This is a genomic window from Prevotella sp. AGR2160, assembly GCF_000424185.1.
Lineage (GTDB): Bacteria > Bacteroidota > Bacteroidia > Bacteroidales > Bacteroidaceae > Prevotella.
In genome coordinates, this window is record NZ_AUJK01000011.1 from 33,190 (window position 1) to 53,565 (window position 20,376).

The following is a 20,376-nucleotide window of genomic DNA, read 5'->3' on the forward strand; positions in this document are numbered from 1 at the left end:
GGGCCGTCCCTTGTGGCGGCCCCTGCAAGTGTCTGTTTGTTTAGTCGTTCATTGAGAGGAGGAATTCCTCGTTGCTTCTTGTCCGGGCCATACGTCCATGGATCTCATTCATGGCCTCAATAGGATTCATGTCGGAGATATATTTACGAAGGATCCACATTCGGTCGAGCGTTGTCTTATCCTGCAGCAGGTCATCACGACGTGTGCTGGAAGCCACGAGGTTGACGGCCGGGAAGATACGCTTGTTGCTCAGGCTGCGGTCGAGCTGAAGCTCCATATTACCTGTACCCTTGAATTCCTCGAAGATGACTTCATCCATCTTGCTGCCTGTATCAATGAGGGCGGTAGCGATGATAGTCAGAGAACCTCCACCTTCTATATTACGTGCGGCACCGAAGAAGCGTTTCGGCTTCTGCAGGGCATTGGCATCGACACCACCGGTGAGAACTTTACCGCTGGCCGGTGCCACCGTGTTGTAGGCACGTGCAAGACGAGTGATGGAATCAAGGAAGATGACGACATCATGTCCGCATTCTACCATACGCTTAGCCTTCTCCAGGACGATACCTGCGATCTTGACGTGACGCTCTGCCGGTTCATCGAAGGTAGAAGCGATCACTTCGGCGTTGACGGTACGGCTCATATCTGTCACCTCCTCCGGGCGCTCGTCGATAAGGAGCATCATCAGATAAGCTTCCGGATGGTTGGCAGCAATGGCGTTGGCAATATCCTTCATGAGGATCGTTTTACCGGTCTTTGGCTGTGCGACGATGAGGGCACGCTGACCCTTACCGATCGGAGAGAAGAGATCGACGATACGGGTAGAGAGATTCGTTGTCTTCGGGTCACCGCAGAGATTGAATTTCTCATCCGGGAAGAGTGGCGTAAGATGTTCAAAAGGCACACGGTCACGGACTTCAGCAGGTTGGCGGCCGTTGATCTCGTCAATGCTCGTCAACGGGAAATATTTCTCACCGTCATGAGGTGGGCGTACGTGACAACTGACCACATCACCGGTTTTCAGGCCATAGCGCTTGATGAGGTTATTGGAGACGTAGACATCGTCAGGGGAAGAGAGGTAGTTGTAATCGCTGGAACGGAGGAATCCATAGCCGTCAGGCATTACTTCCAATACACCGGTAGACTTAATCAGATCAGAGAAATCGTATTCCTCTTCCGGTTCTGCCGTTGTATTGGCGATATCCCGATAGGACGTTTCCGCAGACTGTTGGGGAAGGATAGGCCGGTCGAGCATATCATAACTGGGCAGTGCTGCCTGATCCTCAATGGGAAGATCGACGACGGGAATGAAGTCTGTGCCGTCACCGGGATCACCGGCCCAGACACCATTGGGTGTGAGTTCTTCAGGTGAACCTTCATTGTCGGTGCCTTGTTCCGGCATTGACGTACCGCCTACCGTTTCATGATGTTCGGCAACTTTCTCTTGGAGCTTTTGAATCATCTCTTGAGACTGTGCCGTCGCATCGCTATTGCCGGTAGCAAACTGGGCTTCAGGCGGAACATCATGGTCATTGAAGGGGAGTTGAGGCTCAAGAGTATCTTTCTGCTCCTTCGCCATCTGTTCAGCACCCTTGTTCTTCTCTTCGTCCTGTTCTTCTCCTTCTTGATAGGAAGAGGAATTAACAGCTTGACCGTTTTGTTCCGCTTCCCATTTTACCAGGGCGGCATTAATAGCATCCAGTTCGGCCTTGTTCTTTCTTCCGCGGTGTTTGGGAAATTGAGCAAGTACCTCTTCAATTACTTGTTTCTTTGTTTTCATTTTCTTTCTTGGTGTGTTTTTGGCACTTTTGGCACCCTCAGCTGCTTGTTTGTCGAGAATAGCATAAATGATATGCTCCTGATCATCATCAGGATTATACTCTGCATGCAACTGACTAGCAATATCTTCGAGATCGGAGATACTTTTAGATAGTAAATCTTCTTTGCTATACATTTAAAATGTGTATCTGAATTTTTCTAGTTGAGAATGTTTGTTTCCGAGCGGAAACATGAATTGGTTTTGAAAACCGAGTGCAAATGTAATTAAAATTATTGAGAACTCCAAATTTTTTTATTAATTTTGCAATCAAATAGAAAATTATGGCAAAGGAAATCCCTTTTTTGGATGTGCAGAACCTGACAAAACGGTTTGGAGCACAAGTGTTATTTGAAAATATCTCTTTTTCCGTGGCAGAAGGCCAGAAGGTTGGACTGATTGCCTGTAACGGAACAGGTAAGTCGACGCTCCTCTCTGTGCTCACGGGCCAAGAGGGCTATGAGAGTGGTGATATTATCTATCGGCGGGATTTAAAAGTTGGCTATCTCGAACAGAGCCCAAAGTTCGATCCCGCTGAGACTGTCATTGATGCCTGTTTCAATCACGAAGGTAACCCCGAGAAAGTGCTGCGGGCGAAACAGATCCTTACACAGCTGAAGATCAAGGACCTTCAACAGCCCATGGGACAGCTCAGCGGAGGACAACAGAAGCGCGTAGCACTGGCGAACACCCTGATTAATGAACCGGATATGCTTATCCTTGACGAGCCGACGAATCACCTTGATCTGGAGATGATCGAATGGCTGGAAGGCTTTCTCATGCGCGGCAACAAGACGTTATTGATGGTTACTCACGACCGTTTCTTCCTTGACCGTGTGTGTAACCTTATCCTTGAGCTCGATGACCGGCAGATTTATACCTATCGTGGCAACTATGCTTATTATCTTGAGAAGCGGCAGGAACGAATGGACAACCGCCGTGCGGAGATTCAGCATGCCAAGAACCTCTATCGTACGGAACTGGAGTGGATGCGCCGTATGCCTCAGGCCCGTGGTCATAAGGCCAAATACCGTGAGGATGCTTTCTATGATTTGGAGAAGGTGGCCAAACAGCGTATTGAGGAGCGGCAGGTACGATTGAAAGCCAGCAATGTCTATATCGGATCGAAGATCTTTGAATGCCAGTATGTCTCGAAGGCGTTCCCTACTTCTGATGGTGGAGAGAAGGTGATATTGAAGGATTTCTATTATAATTTCTCCCGCTTTGAGAAGATGGGTATCGTTGGTAACAACGGAACGGGTAAGTCTACCTTTATTAAGATGCTCCTGGGGATCGTACCTCCAGACAGTGGTCGTTTTGATATCGGTGAGACTGTCCGTTTCGGTTATTTCTCCCAAGAGGGACTGAAGTTTGAGGAGGGAAAGAAAGTCATTGATATCATCACGGATATTGCTGACTATATCGATCTCGGTGGAGGCCGTAAGATGACCGCCTCGCAGTTTCTGCAGTATTTTCTTTTCACCCCTGAGGAACAGTATAACTATGTCAGTAAACTTTCCGGTGGTGAGCGGCGGAAGCTCTACCTCTGTACGGTATTGATGAAGAATCCTAATTTCCTCGTCCTTGATGAACCGACGAACGACCTCGACATTCAGACCTTACAGGTTTTGGAGGAATATCTGCAGGATTTTCCCGGTTGTGTCATCGTCGTCAGTCATGACCGCTATTTCATGGATAAGGTTGTTGACCATCTCCTTGTCTTCAAGGGCAATGGCGTGGTGAAGGACTTCCCGGGCAACTATACGCAGTTTCGGGAGTGGAGTGCGTTGCAGCCGAAGGCAACTGCTGAGACAAAAGAAGAGAAGAAAGAGGAGAAGAAGGATTACCATCATGATACCCGTCGCCGCATGACCTATAAGGAGAAGCGGGAATATGAGCAGCTTACCCAGGAGATTAAGGCTCTTGAAGCCGAACAGAAACAGTTGGAGGAGGATCTCTGCAGTGGTACGCTCTCCGTCGAGGATCTGACTGAGAAGAGTAAGCGATTGCCGCAGATCAAGGATGCTCTTGACGAGAAGGAGATGCGATGGCTGGAACTCTCGGAAATAGAGTAGGGGCATGATTGATCATGTTCCATTTATGGTTTGGACATGATTGATCATGCCTCTGCCAAATAGGGTTGAAAATGAGTTATAATGGAAAGATTCAGTTAGTGCCGCTGCTTCGTGTCGCTATAGCCTGCGTGGCAGGGATTCTCGTGGGAGACAAGCTTGTCTGTCACGTTCATGCCGTTACCTGGCTTTCGCTGGCTGTCCTTTCCCTTCTCATCGCCGGTATATCGCAGTGTAGGAGTGATCGACATATAGAGAAAACTAAATCCGGTTTCCATTTTCACTTACGACAGGGATGGATGGAACTTACTACAGTTGCACTCTTTATGGCTTCTTTCTTTATTGGTGCTGCTTGTGTGCAGCATGAGGAGATGGTGATGAATCCGCCTCTTTCGGGTCACGCAGAGGAGGTCAGGGGTGTCGTTGTCTCTGCCGTCAGTGAGAAAGAGGGCCGTTCACGCTGCGACCTCCTTGTTACTTGCGGACCCTTTGTCGGTCATCTGTTGCGCGTGACAGTAAGGGAGAAGATCCTACCTTGGCAGGTTGGTGATGGTATTGCTGTGTGGACGGTTGTGAGAGGGGGACAATCTGTTTTCCATTCCTCCCATCTCGCTTTCGATTATCATCGTTGGCTGATCGTTCATGGCTATATCGGTACGGCAAGTGTGCGTAGTGATGGCTGGCGGGTTTGTCCACAGTCATTGGAACAATTGTCTCTTATCTCCAGATTACGGGTGGCGGCACTTACGGCAAGAGCAGCCTTGTTACGGCAGATCTTTCCTGTAGAGGCACAAAGGTTACAACATACGTCGGGATCTTCTCATCTCTCCCAAGAAGAACTTGATGAGGCTGCCGTTGTCGCTGCTATGGCTATGGGGGAGAAGAGTATGTTGCGGACTTCCCTGCGTGATGCCTATTCTATCTCCGGCGTTTCTCATGTACTGGCTTTGAGCGGACTTCATCTTGGCATTCTCTTCGGTCTTCTGACATTGCTCTTGGGACGTCATCCTCATTGGTGGACGCTACCGCTTTTCTTATTGACCATCTGGGGATTTACTTTTCTCGTTGGCTGCGGGGCCAGCGTACTGCGATCTGCGACGATGTTGACGGTCTATCAGGTGATGAAGACTTTTCACCGTCAGGGTGTATCGTTGAATGTATGGGCTTTCGCTCTGTGGATGCTATTGCTGATCAATCCTCTTTCTCTCTGGGATGTTGGTTTCCAACTTTCCTTTATGGCTGTCTTGGGTATCCTTACCTTAGGTTATCTTCTCTGTACTTATGAACGTCCTTGGCGTTATCGTTTTACCCTTACGCGTAAGGAGAAGAGTATCCGGAGTCTGTTAGCTTTCTTGTATGTATCTTTTTCGGCGCAGTTGGCTACGGCCCCTCTCGTGATGTATTATTTTCATCGCTTCTCCTGTTACTTCTTTTTGACGAATCTTCTCGTCATCCCATTGACCACAATCCTCCTCTATCTCATCGTTGCGGCCTTATTGCTTTTCCCGTTAAGAGGGGTGCTTCTGACGTTGACAACGGGCTGTGCCCATATGATGAACCTTTTTGTCAGCGGGGTTGCTGCTTTGCCGGGAGCCTCGATAGAGGGTATTAGCATTAATGAGGTGCAGTTGGTGGCAATTTATGTGGTGATGATTCTTATCTGTCATTTATTTTTTGTACTTTTGCACCCTGGATTATGCAAAGATATTTTATAGAATTCGCTTATGATGGTACCCACTATCATGGATGGGCCCGACAGCCACAGAGCAACAGTGTCCAGGAGGAGCTGGAGCATGCCCTGCGTCTGCTGCTGCGCCGTGAGATCCTCGTGACCGGTGCCGGACGTACCGACGCCGGTGTGCATGCCCGTCAGATGTATTGTCATTTTGATTGGAAGGATAACACTTTGGATGAACTCCAACTGGCCTATCGGCTGAACCGCATCCTTCCCAGGGATATCTCTGTTCGGCGTGTCGTCGCTGTCGACGATAGTCTTCATGCCCGTTTCTCTGCCATCAAGCGAGAATACCGTTATTATCTCCACCAACAGAAAGCGCCATTTTTACGGCATTATTCGTGGGAGGTGCATTATCCTCTTGACTTCGCACTGATGAATAAAGGAGCTGCTTTACTAATAGGGAAGAAGGACTTCGCGTGTTTTTGCAAGGCCGGGGCTGACAGTAAGACGACAATCTGTGATCTCACAGAGGCTCATTGGGACCGGCGTCTTGTCGATGGTGGCGATGAACAGTGGGTGTTTACCATAGCGGCGAACCGTTTCTTACGAAATATGGTCCGTGCTGTCGTTGGTACCCTTGTTGATCTCGGCCGGCATCGGATTAGTCTGGAAGACTTCCGTCGTATTTTAGCAGGAGGTACACGAAGTGATGCAGGAGAGAGCGTACCCGGATATGCTCTCTTCCTCGAACGTGTGATCTATCCAGAAGGCGCTTTGCCTATGGAATAGAGAATAGAAAATAAAATAATAAAAATATGTGGTTAATACTTGCTTTTCTCTCTGCCACCCTGTTGGGCTTCTATGACGCTTTTAAGAAGAAAGCGCTGGCAGGGAATGCCGTGATCACGGTACTTTTTCTCAATACCCTCTTTTCTTCTTTGATCTTCCTGCCCTTGATCATCCTCTCCGCATCTACGGATATGCTCAACGGTTCTATCTTTCATGTTGCGACGGGGGGATGGGAGATTCATAAATATATCGTATTGAAGAGTTGTATTGTCTTGGCCAGTTGGGTCTTCGGCTATTTCGCCATGAAGCATCTGCCGTTGACAATTGTCGGCCCGATCAATGCCACCCGTCCCGTGATGGTTCTCGTAGGAGCACTTCTCGTTTTCGACGAGACTTTGAACGGCTGGCAGTGGGCTGGTGTCCTTGTGGCCATCTTTTCTTTCTTCATGCTTTCGCGAAGTGGCAAGAAAGAAGGCATTGATTTTCGGCATAACCGGTGGGTATTCTGTCTTGTGCTGGCTGCCGTCCTTGGTGCTGTAAGTGGCTTGTATGATAAATATCTCATGGCAAAACCGGAGGATGGTGGACTGGGACTGGACCGTATGATCGTACAGTCTTGGTATAATATCTATCAGATGGTGATGATGGGCGTTGTGCTGCTCATCGCCGTAAAGAAGCCTTTTGCACGGTTCCGTGGCGGACATCCGTTGTTTCCGCAGACGACATTCCATTGGGACTGGACGATCATCGGTATCTCCGTATTCCTCAGCGCTGCAGATTTCGTCTATTTCTATGCGCTGAGTCTGCCGGGAGCGATGATTTCTATTGTGTCCATGGTCCGTCGTGGCAGCGTGATCGTGAGCTTCCTCTTTGGAGCCGCCTTCTTCCATGAGCGAAATTTGAAGTCGAAGGCGATGGATCTCGCCTTCGTTTTGCTGAGCATGGTACTGCTGTATATTGGATCGAAATAAAAGTAAAAAAGGTAAAAAAGTAAAGAAGTAAACGTAGGCAGTCGCTGCGGTAGCTTTACATTTTTACTTCTTTACTTTTTTACTTTTACAAATTGAGTTTCCGCTGGATGACCTTACTCAGTGCGGCGACTTTCTTACTCTGTCGCGTGAAGTCATCATGGATAGAGTTGAGATCATTGAAGAACTCAGCGAAGGCCGTCTGTACGGAGTTGGGTTGACGAACACGGCGGTCTCCGGAGGGATTGACAATGATATTGATGCCTTTTTCGTGGATCTTTACATTGACATCAGCCCCCGTCATCACAGGATCACCATCATAATGGATCACGCCGGGACTCTGACGATGGATCTTCAGGGATTTACAGCGAAACGTTTTGATGCGTGAACTCTTGTCAAGCGTTTTATTGAACATATCGATACTGATCTGAGGTGCTTCAAGGACGGTGAACGGCTCCATGATGATGACATCCATCAGACCGTCACTCATGCTTGCCTGTGGCGCTATCCATGCGTTGTTGCCATATTGTGACGCGTTGGCGATAGAAATGAGGAAGGCCTTATATCTTTTCTGTCCTGTCTCATCCTCCAGTATATAAGTCTCGGGTTTGTATTTCAGTCCTTCCCGAAGGACATTCTCCACATAGGTGATAGGACCGCGCTTTCCACTTTGGGCAAATTTCAGACTGATCCATGCATCGAAGCCCATGCCACAGGTACAGAAGAACGGATATCCGTTTATCTCTCCATAGTCGAGGGCGTGGATCTCACAGGCATTGATAATTTCTATAGCTTTGTTGACCTGCATAGGGAGTAGTAGATGGCGTGCCAGTCCATTGCCACTTCCACAAGGGATGATGCCAAGGGCTGTCTTCTCGTGGGTCAGGGCGCGTGCCACCTCGTTGACCGTACCATCACCACCTACGGCGATGACAATGTCATAGCCTTCTTTAACGGCGGTACGGGTCAGTTCTGTGGCATGACCGGCATATTCCGTCATTTTAATCTCATACGCGAACTTCTCCTTGTCCAGTAAGTTGTCAATGAGTGCCGGTATACCGGCTTTGCTCACTGTTCCGGAGATGGGGTTCATGATAAAAAGTACACGCTTCTTCATAATAAATTAATATGCTCGACAAAAATACGAAAAAATACCCGATAGAAGGATAATGTCAATCAAAAAAATTGCAAAAATTAAACTTTCCACTAAAAATGTAGGATATAAAAAATCTTTTTTGTATCTTTGCACCTTGAAAATAAAATCACGAAAAAAATTAAGACACCTATTTTAATAAAGATGGGACAGTTAGAAGAAAGATACAAGAATTATCGTGAGCCTCAGAAATATATGGAGGCTGGTGTATATCCCTATTTCCGGGTGATCACGAGCAAGCAAGGACCGGAGGTGACCATGGATGGTCATAAGGTGCTGATGTTCGGATCCAACGCCTATACGGGACTGACAGGTGATGAGCGAGTGATACAAGCCGCTCATCGTGCACTTGACAAGTATGGATCAGGATGTGCTGGCAGCCGTTTCCTGAATGGAACGCTGGATATCCATGTTCAATTAGAGAAAGAGTTGGCAGAGTTCGTCCATAAGGATGGTGCCCTGTGTTTCTCTACAGGTTTCTCTGTGAATGCGGGTGTGCTGGCTGTTGTCGTTGGTCGTGGTGATTATATCATCTGTGATGATCGCGATCATGCGTCTATTGTGGATGGCCGTCGTCTGTCTTTTGCCACTCAGCTGCATTATAAGCACAACGACATGGAGGATCTCGAGCGTGTGCTGAAGAAGCTTCCGCATGATGCCATCAAGCTCATCGTTGTTGATGGTGTCTTCTCTATGGAGGGTGATCTGGCCAATTTACCGGAGATCGTTCGGCTGAAGCATAAGTACAATTGCTCTATCATGGTTGATGAGGCTCATGGTATCGGCGTCTTTGGTAAGCAGGGTCGTGGTGTCTGTGATCATTTCGGTCTCACCGATGAGGTAGATCTGATCATGGGTACGTTCTCTAAGTCTCTTGCTTCCATCGGTGGTTTCATCGCTTCCGATAAGGAGACGATCAATTACCTTCGTCATACCTGTCGTACGTATATCTTTAGCGCCAGTGATACGCCTGCAGCTACGGCTTCTGCTCTGGAAGCTCTTCATATTATCCAGGAAGAGCCGGAGCGCATAGATCATCTTTGGGAGGTAACCAACTACGCGCTGAAGCGTTTCCGTGAGGAAGGTTTCGAGATTGGTGATACAGAGAGCCCGATCATTCCGCTTTATGTCCGTGACATCAATAAGACTTTTGAGGTGACGAAACTTGCTTTTGAGAACGGTGCTTTCATTAATCCGGTAATCCCGCCGGCATGTGCGCCGACCGACACCCTCGTTCGTTTCTCCTTGATGGCTACACACAACATTGAGCATGTCGAGCGTGGTGTTCAGATCCTGAAGAAGGTGTTCAAGGAGGTTGGAGTGCTGAAATAAGAGATTATAGCTCGCTATAGATTGCTATAGCTCACTATAGAATAACAATGGGGGCGGCCAGATTTGGCCGCCCCCATTGTCGTTATAGCACGCCCTTGCTACTCGGAAGTTCGAAATGATAGATGTCCCGGCGGACAGCCATTTTCAGAGACCGGGCGAGGGCTTTGAAGATTCCTTCGATCTTATGGTGCTCATTGGTCCCCTCAGCCTTGATGTTCAGGTTCATCTTCGCGGCATCGCTGAGACTCTTGAAGAAATGCATGAACATCTCCGTGGGCATCTCACCGATCTTTTCTCGGTGGAACTCGGCGTCCCATACAAGCCAGGGGCGTCCGCCGAAGTCCAGAGCTACCTGACAGAGGCAGTCATCCATGGGCAGGCAGTAGCCATAGCGCTCGATGCCACGTTTGTCACCGAGCGCTTTGAGCAGACATTCGCCGAGTGCAATGCCGGTATCCTCGATGGTATGATGCTCGTCGACATTAAGATCACCTTTTGTATGGATCATCAGGTCCATCATGCCATGTTTGCCGATCTGTTCGAGCATGTGGTCGAAGAAACCGATGCCTGTGGAGATGTCACATTTACCCGTTCCATCGAGATTTACACGAACATCGATATCTGTTTCTTTCGTCGTCCGCTTCACCTCAGCGATCCGCTCACCAGCGAAGAGGAGTTCCGCGATATTGTCCCATGTCAGTCCGTCCTTACCGAGGATGAGGGCCTTGCAACCGAGGTTAATGGCCAACTCGGCATCACTGTCACGGTCACCGATGACGACACTTCCATTCAGGTCGTATTTCGGATTGTCGATATATTCCTTCAACATGCCGGTGCCGGGCTTGCGCATGGGGGAGTTGTCCTCAGGGAAATGGCGGTCGATGAGGATGTCATCGAAGGTGATGCCTTCCCCCTCGAGAGTCTGGAGGATAAAATTATGTACAGGCCAAAATGTATCTTCCGGAAAACTGTCTGTTCCTAGTCCGTCTTGGTTGGAGACCATCACGAATCGGAAGTCGAGATGGCTGCGGATAAATCCAAGGTTGCGGAACACACCCTTGGTGAACTTCAGTTTGCTGAATGCGTCGACCTGCTCGTCTTTCGGCTCCTCTACAAGGGTACCGTCACGGTCGATGAAAAGGATTTTTTGTGGTTTCATATCTCTCTAATAATCAAATTTTTATATTTTCCAATTCAATCTTCTCTTCTTCTACTTCTTCTTTCTCAGCCTCTGTCATCTCCCGCTTTCCTTTCTCGTGGGCGTCGATAGCCGCTGTGAGGTTGAAGAGGAAGAAATGGGCGATCATCGCAAGGTAGAAGAAACAGAAGAAAGCGATGGCAGAGAACACGATGACGAAAATGGGGAAGTAGGCCGGTGTGCCAAGGGAGTCGCCGTCGAGAGCCCCGAGTTGTGAGATCGTCTGTGCCGTGATGAGAATATTGGCCGGCAGGAAGGTCAGGGCTGTAGTTACCGTCAGTAGAAGAGTGACGAGAATCCATGCGATGAAGAGTAGTCCCCATCGTCTTAATCCTGTTCGCCAAAGACTCCAATAGTTTTTTAGTTTTACTTGATTGTCAAGGATATATCTTGTGTAGACATAGCTGAATGGCACGATGAGGAAAAGGACGACCGCCAGCAAGACAATAGCCACGCCACTTATTATGATAATAGCCGCAGGTTGCTGGATATGGTTCACTAGAAAGATGCTGCTCTCCTTGAATCCCCAGAAAGCGAGGAAGAAGATGACACCTGTGAGTGTCAATGTCAGCACCATCATTTTTGTTGTACGCCACAGGGTGGCACGACGGGAACCGGAGCGGAAGAGGTGGAACACCGAGGCTTCATAGAAGAATGCCGCGAGGATCGTGCCGGTATAGACGATGGTCTGTATGATGAAAGAAGCCGTGGGTGCCGTCAGTCCCCAGTCGTGGAGGCTCTTGTTCGGCAAGCGGAAGAGCAGTGTTGTCGTGGCGAAAATGGTCATGACGAGCACGGCGGGCCAGGAGGCACGGAGAATCTGCCGCCATTCTTTCTGTGCGGTGTCTATGGCCTCATGCATGCAGGCCGTGAGGCTGCGGTCATTTTGTTGGATGGTTATCATTGGTTTCTGTTTTTATAGCTCGCGATAGATTTTTTAGCCTTCCATTCTTCTTCTGAATTCCGCACAAGTGATAGCGGTAGCGATGGCGACATTCAGACTGTCGGCAGTGGGGCGGCCTGCGGGAAAGTTGGGAATGAGCAGACGGTGCGTCACCCTGCGGGCGATGGCCGGTGAGATGCCATTGCCCTCGTTGCCCATGATGATCACGCCATAAGGCGAGAGCGGCTGACTGTAAATGTCCTGTCCGTCGAGGAGGGTGCCGTAGATGGGTGTTTCCTTGGGGATATTGTCGAGGAATTTATCCAGGGACATGTAGTGCAACCGGACGCGGGCGATACTTCCCATGGTGGCTTGTACGACCTTCGGATTGTAGACATCAGCGGTCTCTTCGGAACAGATGATGTCTGTGATGCCGAACCAGTCGGCGATACGGATGATCGTACCGAGGTTGCCGGGATCCTGCACACCGTCAAGGGCGAGGACGAGGTCGGTAGTAGGGTCGGGGAGTGGGATGTCTTTATGAGCCAAAGGGAAGAGGGCGAGGACCTCCTGGGGGTGTTGCAGGAAACTGACTTTCCGCAACTCATCGGAGGTGACGGAGATGATCTCTTCCGCCTGAATCTGTCCCTCGTGATCCTGCAGCCAACTGTCGGTGGCTACCAGAATGCTTGCCGGCATGACGGCCATGAGGTCACCAACTACCTTCGGACCTTCGGCCACGAAACGTCCTTCCTGTTGCCGTTGCTTCTTCTGTTGCAGGGCATGTATCAATTTTATCTTCGCCTTACTGAGCATCGTTTTCTTCATTTTAATGTCTTGCAAATTTACGGAAAATCTTCCGAATCCCGTTCAAAAGACAAGATTTTTTTCGACGTAGGACTTTTTGACGTAAAAAAAATGAAAATTTGCCTCCTTTTCTTTGTCAATCGGAGAAAAGTGATTAATTTTGCACTTCAAACGATAGGAGTATGAAGAAAAGATCATTCATCGTTTCCGTCCTTGGAGCCTTCGTGCTCGGACTGTCTCTCAGCAGCTGTTCGCCGGAATCCGCCAAAGTATATAAGTCGCAAGACTACGCTTATAAATATGAATATGCCAAGGACTGTTTTGCCCGTGGCAAATATAGTCGTGCCATTCCGTTGCTTCAGGAACTTGTGACGATCGAGAAAGGAACCGACAACGGTGAGGAGTGCTTGTATATGTTGGCCATGGCCGAGCATAATATGGGTGACTGGCAGACCGCATCGGATTATTTCAAGAAATATTTCCAGAGTTATCCGAAAGGACAGTATGCCGAGGCCGCTGAGTATTATGTTGGTGAGAGCCTCTATCGTTCCACACCAGAGCCCCGTCTGGACCAGAGCCAGACGCTGTTGGCTATTCAGGCTTTTCAGGAATATCTTGATCTCTATCCCCAGGCCCGTTATAAGAGTCAGGCTCAGGATCGTCTGCTGAAGTTGCAGGATAAGCTTGTGACGAAGGAGTATTACGCAGCCAAGCTCTATTACGATCTCGGCACGTATTTCGGCAATTGTACGAATGGCGGCAATAATTATCAGGCTTGCATTGTGACGGCACAGAATGCGATCAATGACTATCCCTATAGTGACCGTCGCGAGGATTTTGCCATTCTTGTCATGAAGGCCAAGTATGAGTTGGCCCGTATGAGTGTGGAGTCAAAGCAGTATGACCGTTATCAGGATGCCGAGGATGAATGCTACGGATTCCTAAACCAGTATCCGGACAGTAAGGAGCGTGTCAATGCGGAGAAATATATCAAGAGCTGTCAGGATTATCTGGCTAATCACACTCAGACGAACGAGCTCGGGAAGTAAATAAAAAAGTTTGAAGGTGTCATGCCATCAAAAATTACGAAGAAAGATTAGTACTAATAAATATTTATGGATTACAAGAAGTCAAAAGCACCGGTCAACACCGTTACCCGTAACCTTCAGGATCTCTGGAAGGAGACAGGAAATATCTATGAGAGTGTTGCCATTATTGCGAAACGGAGCAATCAGATCGCAGCAGAGATCAAACAAGACCTGAGCAAGAAGTTGGCAGAGTTCGCTTCTTATAATGACTCTCTGGAGGAGGTCTTTGAGAATCGTGAGCAGATAGAGATCTCCCGTTACTATGAGAAACTGCCGAAGCCTACCTTGCTTGCCACGCAGGAGTTCCTGGATGGTAATGTCTACTGGCGTGATCCTTCTCAGGATCAGCAGAATGAGGAAGCTCAGGCAGAGAAGAGTGAGGAGGATAATCTGTAAGCGATGATACAGCGTAAGCAGTCTCTTTTTCTGCTCTGTGCGTTGATCCTGACCATCCTCACCCTCTGTCTTCCCTTGGGAACCCTTGAGCCGAAGGCACTGACAGGAGCCGTTGCCGTGACGGAGTTTACGACACTGCCTTTGGAGAGTGCGGGGATCATGGGATGGATTGGCCGTGGAGCCCTTATACTGAGTGCCGTCGTCTGTCTGTTGTCGATTTTCGATTTCAAGGACCGGAAGCGACAGATGGACGAGACGGTATTCTGCATCATTCTGTGTGTGCTTTGGGCCGTGGTGGCAGGCTATCGAGCTTTCGCCGTCTTCCCCGCTGTAGGCTCTTTCACGTTTCATTGGAGTGCTATTTTGCCCGTTGTCAATATCATCCTTTACCTCATGGCCCGTCATGGCATCAAGCAAGATGAAGAGTTGATCAAGTCCATGGACAGAATAAGATAATGGAGAATGGACAATGGAGAATAGATAATGGATAATAGATAATGGATAATTGGGTGTAAAGCTACGATTATCCATTATTTATTTTAATCAACAGCTAGTAAGGTATCGACATTAAAATGAAGTATTTTTGGTCCCTTTTTCCTGTCATTTTTTTGGTGGCCTTCCTCTCATTGGTCATTCATATCTATGGCATTGACGCCCTCTCGGGCCCTAGTCAGCTCGTGCTGATCCTCTCTACAGGTATAGCCGCCATGATCAGCATCTTCTATTTCAAGCGGCCTTGGAAGGTGCTGGAGGAAGAGATCGGGAAGTCTATCGGGAGTATTGGTGCACCAATCGTCATCCTGTTGCTCATCGGCATGCTCTCAGGAACGTGGATGACGAGTGGTATTGTTCCTACCTTTATCTATTATGGCATGCAACTCATCAATCCGCGCGTCTTCCTGCTGTCGAGTTGTGTTATCTCCGCCATCGTCTCCGTCATGACAGGAAGCTCATGGACGACGGTGGCAACGATAGGTATCGCCTTGATGGGTATCGGTCGTGCAGAAGGTTTTAGTGACGGTTGGATCGCCGGTTCTATCCTCTCGGGCGCCTATTTTGGAGATAAGATGTCGCCGCTCTCAGATACCACCGTGTTGGCTTCATCACTCTGTGGCACGCCGTTGTTTACCCATATCCGTTATATGGTCATCACGACGGTCCCGGCATTCACGATCACTCTGGTGATCTTCCTTTTCGCCGGTTTCATGGCGCAGAATCCCACGGATGTATCCACGGTAACATTCACTACAGCCCTAGCCTCGAAATACAACCTGACGCCGTGGCTTTTCATCGTGCCCCTCGTGACAGCATGGATGATTTACCGGAAGATGCCGGCCATCGTCATCCTCTTTGCCTCTTCCCTGTTGGCGGCAATCTTCGCTGTGATCTTCCAGCCGCAGGTACTCACGGAGATCAGCGGTGCTCCCTATAGCGCTTTGAGTCTCTTCAAGGGTGCTATGGAGAGTGGATTCGGGACGACGGAGGTGCATACGGGGGTGAAAGCCGTCGATGAGCTTTTGGCGACACGGGGCATGCAGGGCATGCTGAATACCATTTGGATCATTCTTTGTGCCATTTGTTTCGGCGGTGTCCTCAAGGCCAGTGGCATGTTGCAGCATGTCGTGGAATTGATTCTTCCATTGACGGGAACGCGTGTGGGCCTCGTGGCTTCTACGGTGGTATCGGGTATCTTCTTCAATGCCACTGCTGCCGACCAGTTTCTTTCTATCATGCTCAATGCAAGTATGTTTTCCGAGATTTATAAAGATGAGGGCTATGAACCAAGGTTGTTGAGCCGAAGTATAGAGGATTCAAGTACCGTTACTTCCGTGCTTATTCCTTGGAGTACGTGTGGTATGACACAATCTACAGTGCTTGGTGTTCCGACATTGACCTATTTGCCTTACTGTTTCTTCAATCTTTTGGCGCCATTGGTAAGTATCACCGTGGCGGCTATAGGTTATAAGATTTATCGGAATAGATAAGTAATATGCAGGAACCTCAGTTTTTGTCAGTGAGGAAAAATAAAAAAGTCCGGATATTGATCTCACGACCGACCCGGACTTTAATGTCTGTGACAACAGCCACATTTACTATTCATGGCATTCCTCTGAGCAAAATGGGTCAAGAGTTTGGGGACTCTTGTTGGTTACTGTATTACTTTACTTAACTTTACGCTTTGTCCTATATGAGACTACTCTTGTACTTGTTTCATAGTTTTGATGTAAATGATGGTATTTCGTTTAATCTCATGGGCTGATTTTTTACTTCTTTAACGTTACTGTTGCGTAATGTTTCAGAATGGAATCTGCGAGAGACAAATAAGTCGTGATTCTAACTTTTTCTAAGAATAACGTAAATGATGACCGGGGCTCCGAAAAGTGGGGTGACAGCGTTGATGGGGATGATGGTGCCATTGGAGGGAAGAGTAGAGATCAAGAGACAGAGGAGGGCCAGTGCACTGCCGCTGAGCGCTGTCATGGGAATGAGGAGACGGTGGTCATCACTCTGAATGATCAATCTGGCGATGTGGGGAACAGCGAGCCCAATGAAGGTGATCGGTCCGCAAAAAGCTGTGACAACGGCCGTAAGGAGTCCCGTAAGTAACAGTAGATACCCTCGTATTCTTTTGATATTGATGCCAAGGCTACGTGCATAGCCTGCGCCGAGGAGGAGTGTGTTTAGTGGTTTGACAAGGAGGAAGGAGAGTAGTAGCCCTATGATGATTAGTATGGCGAGGAGGGGCATATCATCAAGAGAAACGCCTCCGAAATTTCCCATTCCCCATAACATATAATTTTTCACACCGCTTTCTGTGGCAAAGTAGTTAAGTAGGGATATGATACTCCCGGCCAGATAGCCCGTCATAAGCCCAATAATCAGGAGCATGACGTGGTCTTTGACCATAGTCGACACGGCAAATATGATAGCCGTCACGGTCATGGCTCCTAAAAAGGCGGCGATAATGATGGCTGCATAGTCTCCTGTTGCGACGGCACCCCCGCCCATCCCCAGCATCACCAGCGCTACGCCGACCCCGGCGCCACTATTAATACCGAAGACATCAGGGCCTGCGAGGGCGTTGGCGAAGGCCGTCTGTAGCATCAGGCCGCTCACGGCTAACGCACTTCCTGCGAGGATGGCTGTCAGTGCTTGTGGGAGTCTGCTCTCCAGGATGATATATTGCCAAGAGGGATTTTGAGCCGTCCCGCCGAAAAGGACCTGGAGGATATCCCTTATCGGTATAGCGACAGAGCCGAAGAGCAGGTTTAGCATTAGGAGTACGATGACCGCTAGGGCCATCAGGGGTATGATACTGACACGTGAGGAGTTCATGACACTGGCGACAGAAGTTAATCGAAGAGGGTATTAAAAAGATAAAGAGTAGGTGGCCGTCAAATGGCGGTCACCTACTCCGGTAATTTCTTTAGAGATTATCGAAATTGACAGTCTGCTCTGTCGGATGATGTCTCTTCTTTTTCTCCGGCGCAGCAGAAGAAGCATTGCTGTTGGAAGTGTTCGAAGAAGATCCTACCTGTCCGGCCTGTGGAGAATTGGCATCCGTGGGCCTTTGGATATCCGGATTATCCTCATCATCCATATCGATCTCATCGAGGTCGATATTCTGCGTGGAGTCTTGTGCTGTTGTTGTCTGTACCTTAGGCTTCGGCGCGTAACTTGCACATTCATACATATCTTTTGTGATATCATCTTCCTCCGTGGGCATTCTCCATTTACCATGATATTGGCGGAAATGGGGGTCTGCTAATAGTTTCTGGAGGAAGAGACCGCAGATAGGCAGTGCCGTTCGCGATCCTTGTCCGAGCGCTCCTGTACGGAAGTGAATACTTCGGTATTCACCACCTACCCATGCACCGACGACGAGATTGGGTGATACAGCCATGAACCAAGCATCGGAGTGGTTGTTGGAAGTACCTGTCTTTCCACCGAAATCAGTGTCATGGACATTGCCTACGAAGCCGAGAAGGCCGGAACCGGTACCACCTGGTTCCGTCAGGTCACCTTTGAGCATTTGCTGCATCAGAAGGGCACTCTTTGTTGGGATCACCTGGTTATCTTCCTTCGGCCCCTCGTAGACCACATTTCCGTCATGGTCAACGATCTTTGTCACGAGGACGGGAGCGTGGTGACGACCGTAGTCGGCGACGGTGCAATACGCGTTGACGAGTTCGAGGAGGTTGACATCGGAGGATCCGAGGGCCAGTGACGGCTCGTCATCGAGTGGACTGGTGATACCCATAGCCTGCGCTGTAGCGATGATTCGCTTGATGCCAACTTCCTGGCCCAGTCTTACTGCGACAGAGTTGATACTCTTGGCAAAAGCACTCTTCAGGGGCATCGAGTCACCGGAGAAAGTACCATTGGCATTGCCCGGTGTCCAGGTGACCATCTCATGTTTCTTCTTATCATAAACCTGCATGGAGATATATTCATCGCGGCGTTTATCACACGGTGTTATCCCCTGATTCATGGCCTCGGTATAGACGAAGAGTTTAAAAGTAGAACCTGGCTGACGCATAGCGGTAGCCTTGTCGTATTTCCAGTGGTCGAAATCGATATCGCCTACCCATGCTTTTACCTGTCCACTCTGGGGCTCCATGGCAACCATCGCACAGTGCATGAAGGTTGTCATATATTTGATGGAGTCTTCCGATGTCATGATCTTTGTCACCTCACCCTTGTCATAATCAAAGACTTTCACAGGGTGTTTCCACTCCCGATAGTAGTAGTTGATGGAATCCGGTTGATTCGGGAAACGGTTGAGGAGCGCTTTGTAGAATGGTTGCCGCTGTGCAATCTGCAGGATGAAGTCGGGGATGACATGACCGTTCTCATCAATCCACGGCTCCTGTCCAAGCCAGTTGCCTTTGCCAGCCTGGTCACGGTGGATGGACCAGTGGTCATTGAAGAGCCGCTGCACCTCCTTCATCTGTTTTCGGGCGGCATCTTCCGCATATTTCTGCATACGCGTATCAATAGTGGTATAGATCTTCAAGCCACTGGCATAAAGATCCATGCCATTCTCATCGCACCAGTCTTTGAGGTAGGATGCGACGGCTTCACGGAAATATTTAGCCTGTCCGTCATAATTCTCCTCAATCTTGAAGTCGAGTTTGATGGGGATTTGAGAGATAGAGTCACAGGCAGCACGTGTAAGGTCACCGTGCGTAACCATATTATTGAGAACGGTATTTCTGCGGCGGAGACTGTTTTTCGGGTTGGTCTTCGGGTTATAATAACTCGTCGCTTTGAGCATACCCACGAGGACGGCTGCCTGTTCGGTCGTGAGGTCCTTCGGCGTCGTGTTGAAATAGGTCTTTGAGGCTGTCTTGATACCGTAGGCGTTGTTACCGAAGTCAACGGTGTTAGCATACATCGTCAGGATCTCTTTCTTGTTGTATACCGTCTCGAGTTTTGTGGCAATGATCCACTCCTTACTCTTCACGATAAGGATCTTCAGCCCCGGGACATGTCCGAGCAGTCCGGTGGAATACTGTGACCGGACGCGGAACATATTCTTGGCCAACTGTTGGGAGATGGTGGAGGCACCACGGCCGTCATGGCGCAGGATGGCATCTTTCATGGCACTGAAGATGCCGACGAAGTCGACGGCCATACCACGTGGACGCTTAAAGTATCGCTCATCCTCCGTATCGATAAGAGCATGGAAGAAGTCGGGGTTGATCTCTTCATATTTCACGGGCGAACGGTTCTCGTCGAAATATTTACCGATGAGGACTCCGTCAGCACTGTAAATCTCTGATGCCTCATGGACACCGGGATCAAGGATACCGGAGAAATAGCCGGGACTCTTACCGAAGAGCCAGAGGAAATTGATGTCTACAGCCCCCAGATAGAGGAAGAAGGCCACGATGACAGAAGCAATAGCGATGCCCGTTTTCTTCCACCACGGTTTGTCGCGATAGAGAGATTTATACCAGGGCCAGAACCGTTTTGCCTTGTCCCATGCCCAGGCAATGAGCTTTTTGATTTTTTTCATTTCGTTCAGAACTGTGTTTGCTTATCAAACTATATTTTTGCAAAGATACGCTTTTCTCGCCAAACGGCCATCAAAGACGCGAAAAATTTATAATTTGTTTATAGTTTTTGGACACAGAAGGAGGTTACTAAAAATAAAGCCATCGAATACCTTTGTATTCGATGGCTTCCTTAG

17 protein-coding genes are annotated in these 20,376 nt (G+C 48.9%); 9 read left to right on the forward strand and 8 right to left on the reverse strand.

The features are described from left to right. Nucleotides 1-40 precede the first annotated feature (40 nt). On the reverse strand, nt 41-1,954 hold the full coding sequence (gene rho / locus G604_RS0108565) for a transcription termination factor Rho (RefSeq protein ID WP_028910199.1): 1,914 nt from the start codon (nt 1,952-1,954) through the stop codon (nt 41-43). A gap of 146 nt (nt 1,955-2,100) precedes the next feature. On the opposite strand from rho, the gene abc-f reads away from it, so the two are divergent. Then, nucleotides 2,101-3,891 carry a ribosomal protection-like ABC-F family protein gene (abc-f, locus tag G604_RS0108570; protein WP_028910200.1) on the forward strand — a complete coding sequence of 597 codons (1,791 nt, stop codon included), beginning with the start codon at nt 2,101-2,103 and terminating at the stop codon, nt 3,889-3,891. A 95-nt stretch (nt 3,892-3,986) separates the two neighbouring features. Here the strand turns inward: abc-f and G604_RS15405 are convergent, their stop codons facing one another. Further along, entirely contained in the window at nt 3,987-4,166 is a 180-nt protein-coding gene (locus G604_RS15405; protein ID WP_196801109.1) for a hypothetical protein, read from the reverse strand. 21 nt (nt 4,167-4,187) lie between these two features. On the opposite strand from G604_RS15405, the gene G604_RS0108575 reads away from it, so the two are divergent. From G604_RS0108575 to G604_RS0108585, 3 genes are read left to right on the forward strand one after another with little or no spacing between them, the layout of a single operon-like run. After that, a complete protein-coding gene (locus tag G604_RS0108575; protein WP_196801110.1) occupies nt 4,188-5,603 on the forward strand; it encodes a ComEC/Rec2 family competence protein in 1,416 nt (471 codons plus the stop codon). Continuing rightward, nucleotides 5,585-6,355 carry a tRNA pseudouridine(38-40) synthase TruA gene (truA, locus tag G604_RS0108580; RefSeq protein ID WP_028910202.1) on the forward strand — a complete coding sequence of 257 codons (771 nt, stop codon included), beginning with the start codon at nt 5,585-5,587 and terminating at the stop codon, nt 6,353-6,355. The genes G604_RS0108575 and truA overlap by 19 nt, the downstream gene beginning before the upstream one ends. A gap of 26 nt (nt 6,356-6,381) precedes the next feature. Further along, the gene (locus G604_RS0108585) at nt 6,382-7,326 is read left to right on the forward strand and encodes a DMT family transporter (RefSeq protein ID WP_028910203.1); all 945 of its coding nucleotides are present in this window, start codon (nt 6,382-6,384) and stop codon (nt 7,324-7,326) included. Nucleotides 7,327-7,411: 85 nt separating this feature from the next. Here the strand turns inward: G604_RS0108585 and G604_RS0108590 are convergent, their stop codons facing one another. Next, a complete protein-coding gene (locus G604_RS0108590; protein WP_051220321.1) occupies nt 7,412-8,440 on the reverse strand; it encodes a diacylglycerol/lipid kinase family protein in 1,029 nt (342 codons plus the stop codon). Between the two features lie 180 nt (nt 8,441-8,620). Here G604_RS0108590 and spt point away from each other — a divergent pair, with 180 nt between their 5' ends. Next, nucleotides 8,621-9,808 carry a serine palmitoyltransferase gene (gene spt / locus G604_RS0108595; protein WP_028910205.1) on the forward strand — a complete coding sequence of 396 codons (1,188 nt, stop codon included), beginning with the start codon at nt 8,621-8,623 and terminating at the stop codon, nt 9,806-9,808. A gap of 82 nt (nt 9,809-9,890) precedes the next feature. Here spt and hisB read toward each other — a convergent pair whose 3' ends face one another. Genes hisB through G604_RS0108610 form a run of 3 tightly spaced genes read right to left on the reverse strand, consistent with a single transcriptional unit; the run spans nt 9,891 to nt 12,705 of the window. After that, nucleotides 9,891-10,967 carry a bifunctional histidinol-phosphatase/imidazoleglycerol-phosphate dehydratase HisB gene (gene hisB, locus G604_RS0108600; protein WP_028910206.1) on the reverse strand — a complete coding sequence of 359 codons (1,077 nt, stop codon included), beginning with the start codon at nt 10,965-10,967 and terminating at the stop codon, nt 9,891-9,893. Between the two features lie 13 nt (nt 10,968-10,980). Then, complete coding sequence (locus G604_RS0108605) at nt 10,981-11,910, reverse strand: hypothetical protein (protein ID WP_028910207.1); 930 nt, start codon at nt 11,908-11,910, stop codon at nt 10,981-10,983. 33 nt (nt 11,911-11,943) lie between these two features. Beyond that, the gene (locus tag G604_RS0108610; protein WP_028910208.1) at nt 11,944-12,705 is read right to left on the reverse strand and encodes an RNA methyltransferase; all 762 of its coding nucleotides are present in this window, start codon (nt 12,703-12,705) and stop codon (nt 11,944-11,946) included. Nucleotides 12,706-12,878: 173 nt separating this feature from the next. On the opposite strand from G604_RS0108610, the gene G604_RS0108615 reads away from it, so the two are divergent. The 4 genes from G604_RS0108615 (at nt 12,879) to G604_RS0108630 (ending at nt 16,165) form a co-directional block, all read left to right on the forward strand. After that, entirely contained in the window at nt 12,879-13,745 is an 867-nt protein-coding gene (locus tag G604_RS0108615; protein WP_028910209.1) for an outer membrane protein assembly factor BamD, read from the forward strand. A 66-nt stretch (nt 13,746-13,811) separates the two neighbouring features. Next, a complete protein-coding gene (locus G604_RS0108620; RefSeq protein WP_028910210.1) occupies nt 13,812-14,180 on the forward strand; it encodes a DNA-directed RNA polymerase subunit omega in 369 nt (122 codons plus the stop codon). 3 nt (nt 14,181-14,183) lie between these two features. Beyond that, entirely contained in the window at nt 14,184-14,636 is a 453-nt protein-coding gene (locus G604_RS0108625; RefSeq protein WP_028910211.1) for a DUF4293 domain-containing protein, read from the forward strand. 116 nt (nt 14,637-14,752) lie between these two features. Continuing rightward, nucleotides 14,753-16,165, forward strand: a complete 1,413-nt coding sequence (locus tag G604_RS0108630; protein WP_028910212.1) for a Na+/H+ antiporter NhaC family protein — start codon at nt 14,753-14,755, stop codon at nt 16,163-16,165. A 349-nt stretch (nt 16,166-16,514) separates the two neighbouring features. Here G604_RS0108630 and G604_RS0108635 read toward each other — a convergent pair whose 3' ends face one another. Together G604_RS0108635 and G604_RS0108640 are read right to left on the reverse strand one after the other, a co-directional pair. Next, complete coding sequence (locus tag G604_RS0108635; protein ID WP_028910213.1) at nt 16,515-17,516, reverse strand: iron ABC transporter permease; 1,002 nt, start codon at nt 17,514-17,516, stop codon at nt 16,515-16,517. Nucleotides 17,517-17,607: 91 nt separating this feature from the next. Then, nucleotides 17,608-20,202: a transglycosylase domain-containing protein gene (locus tag G604_RS0108640; RefSeq protein ID WP_028910214.1), complete on the reverse strand. Its 2,595-nt coding sequence runs from the start codon at nt 20,200-20,202 to the stop codon at nt 17,608-17,610. Nucleotides 20,203-20,376 lie beyond the last annotated feature (174 nt).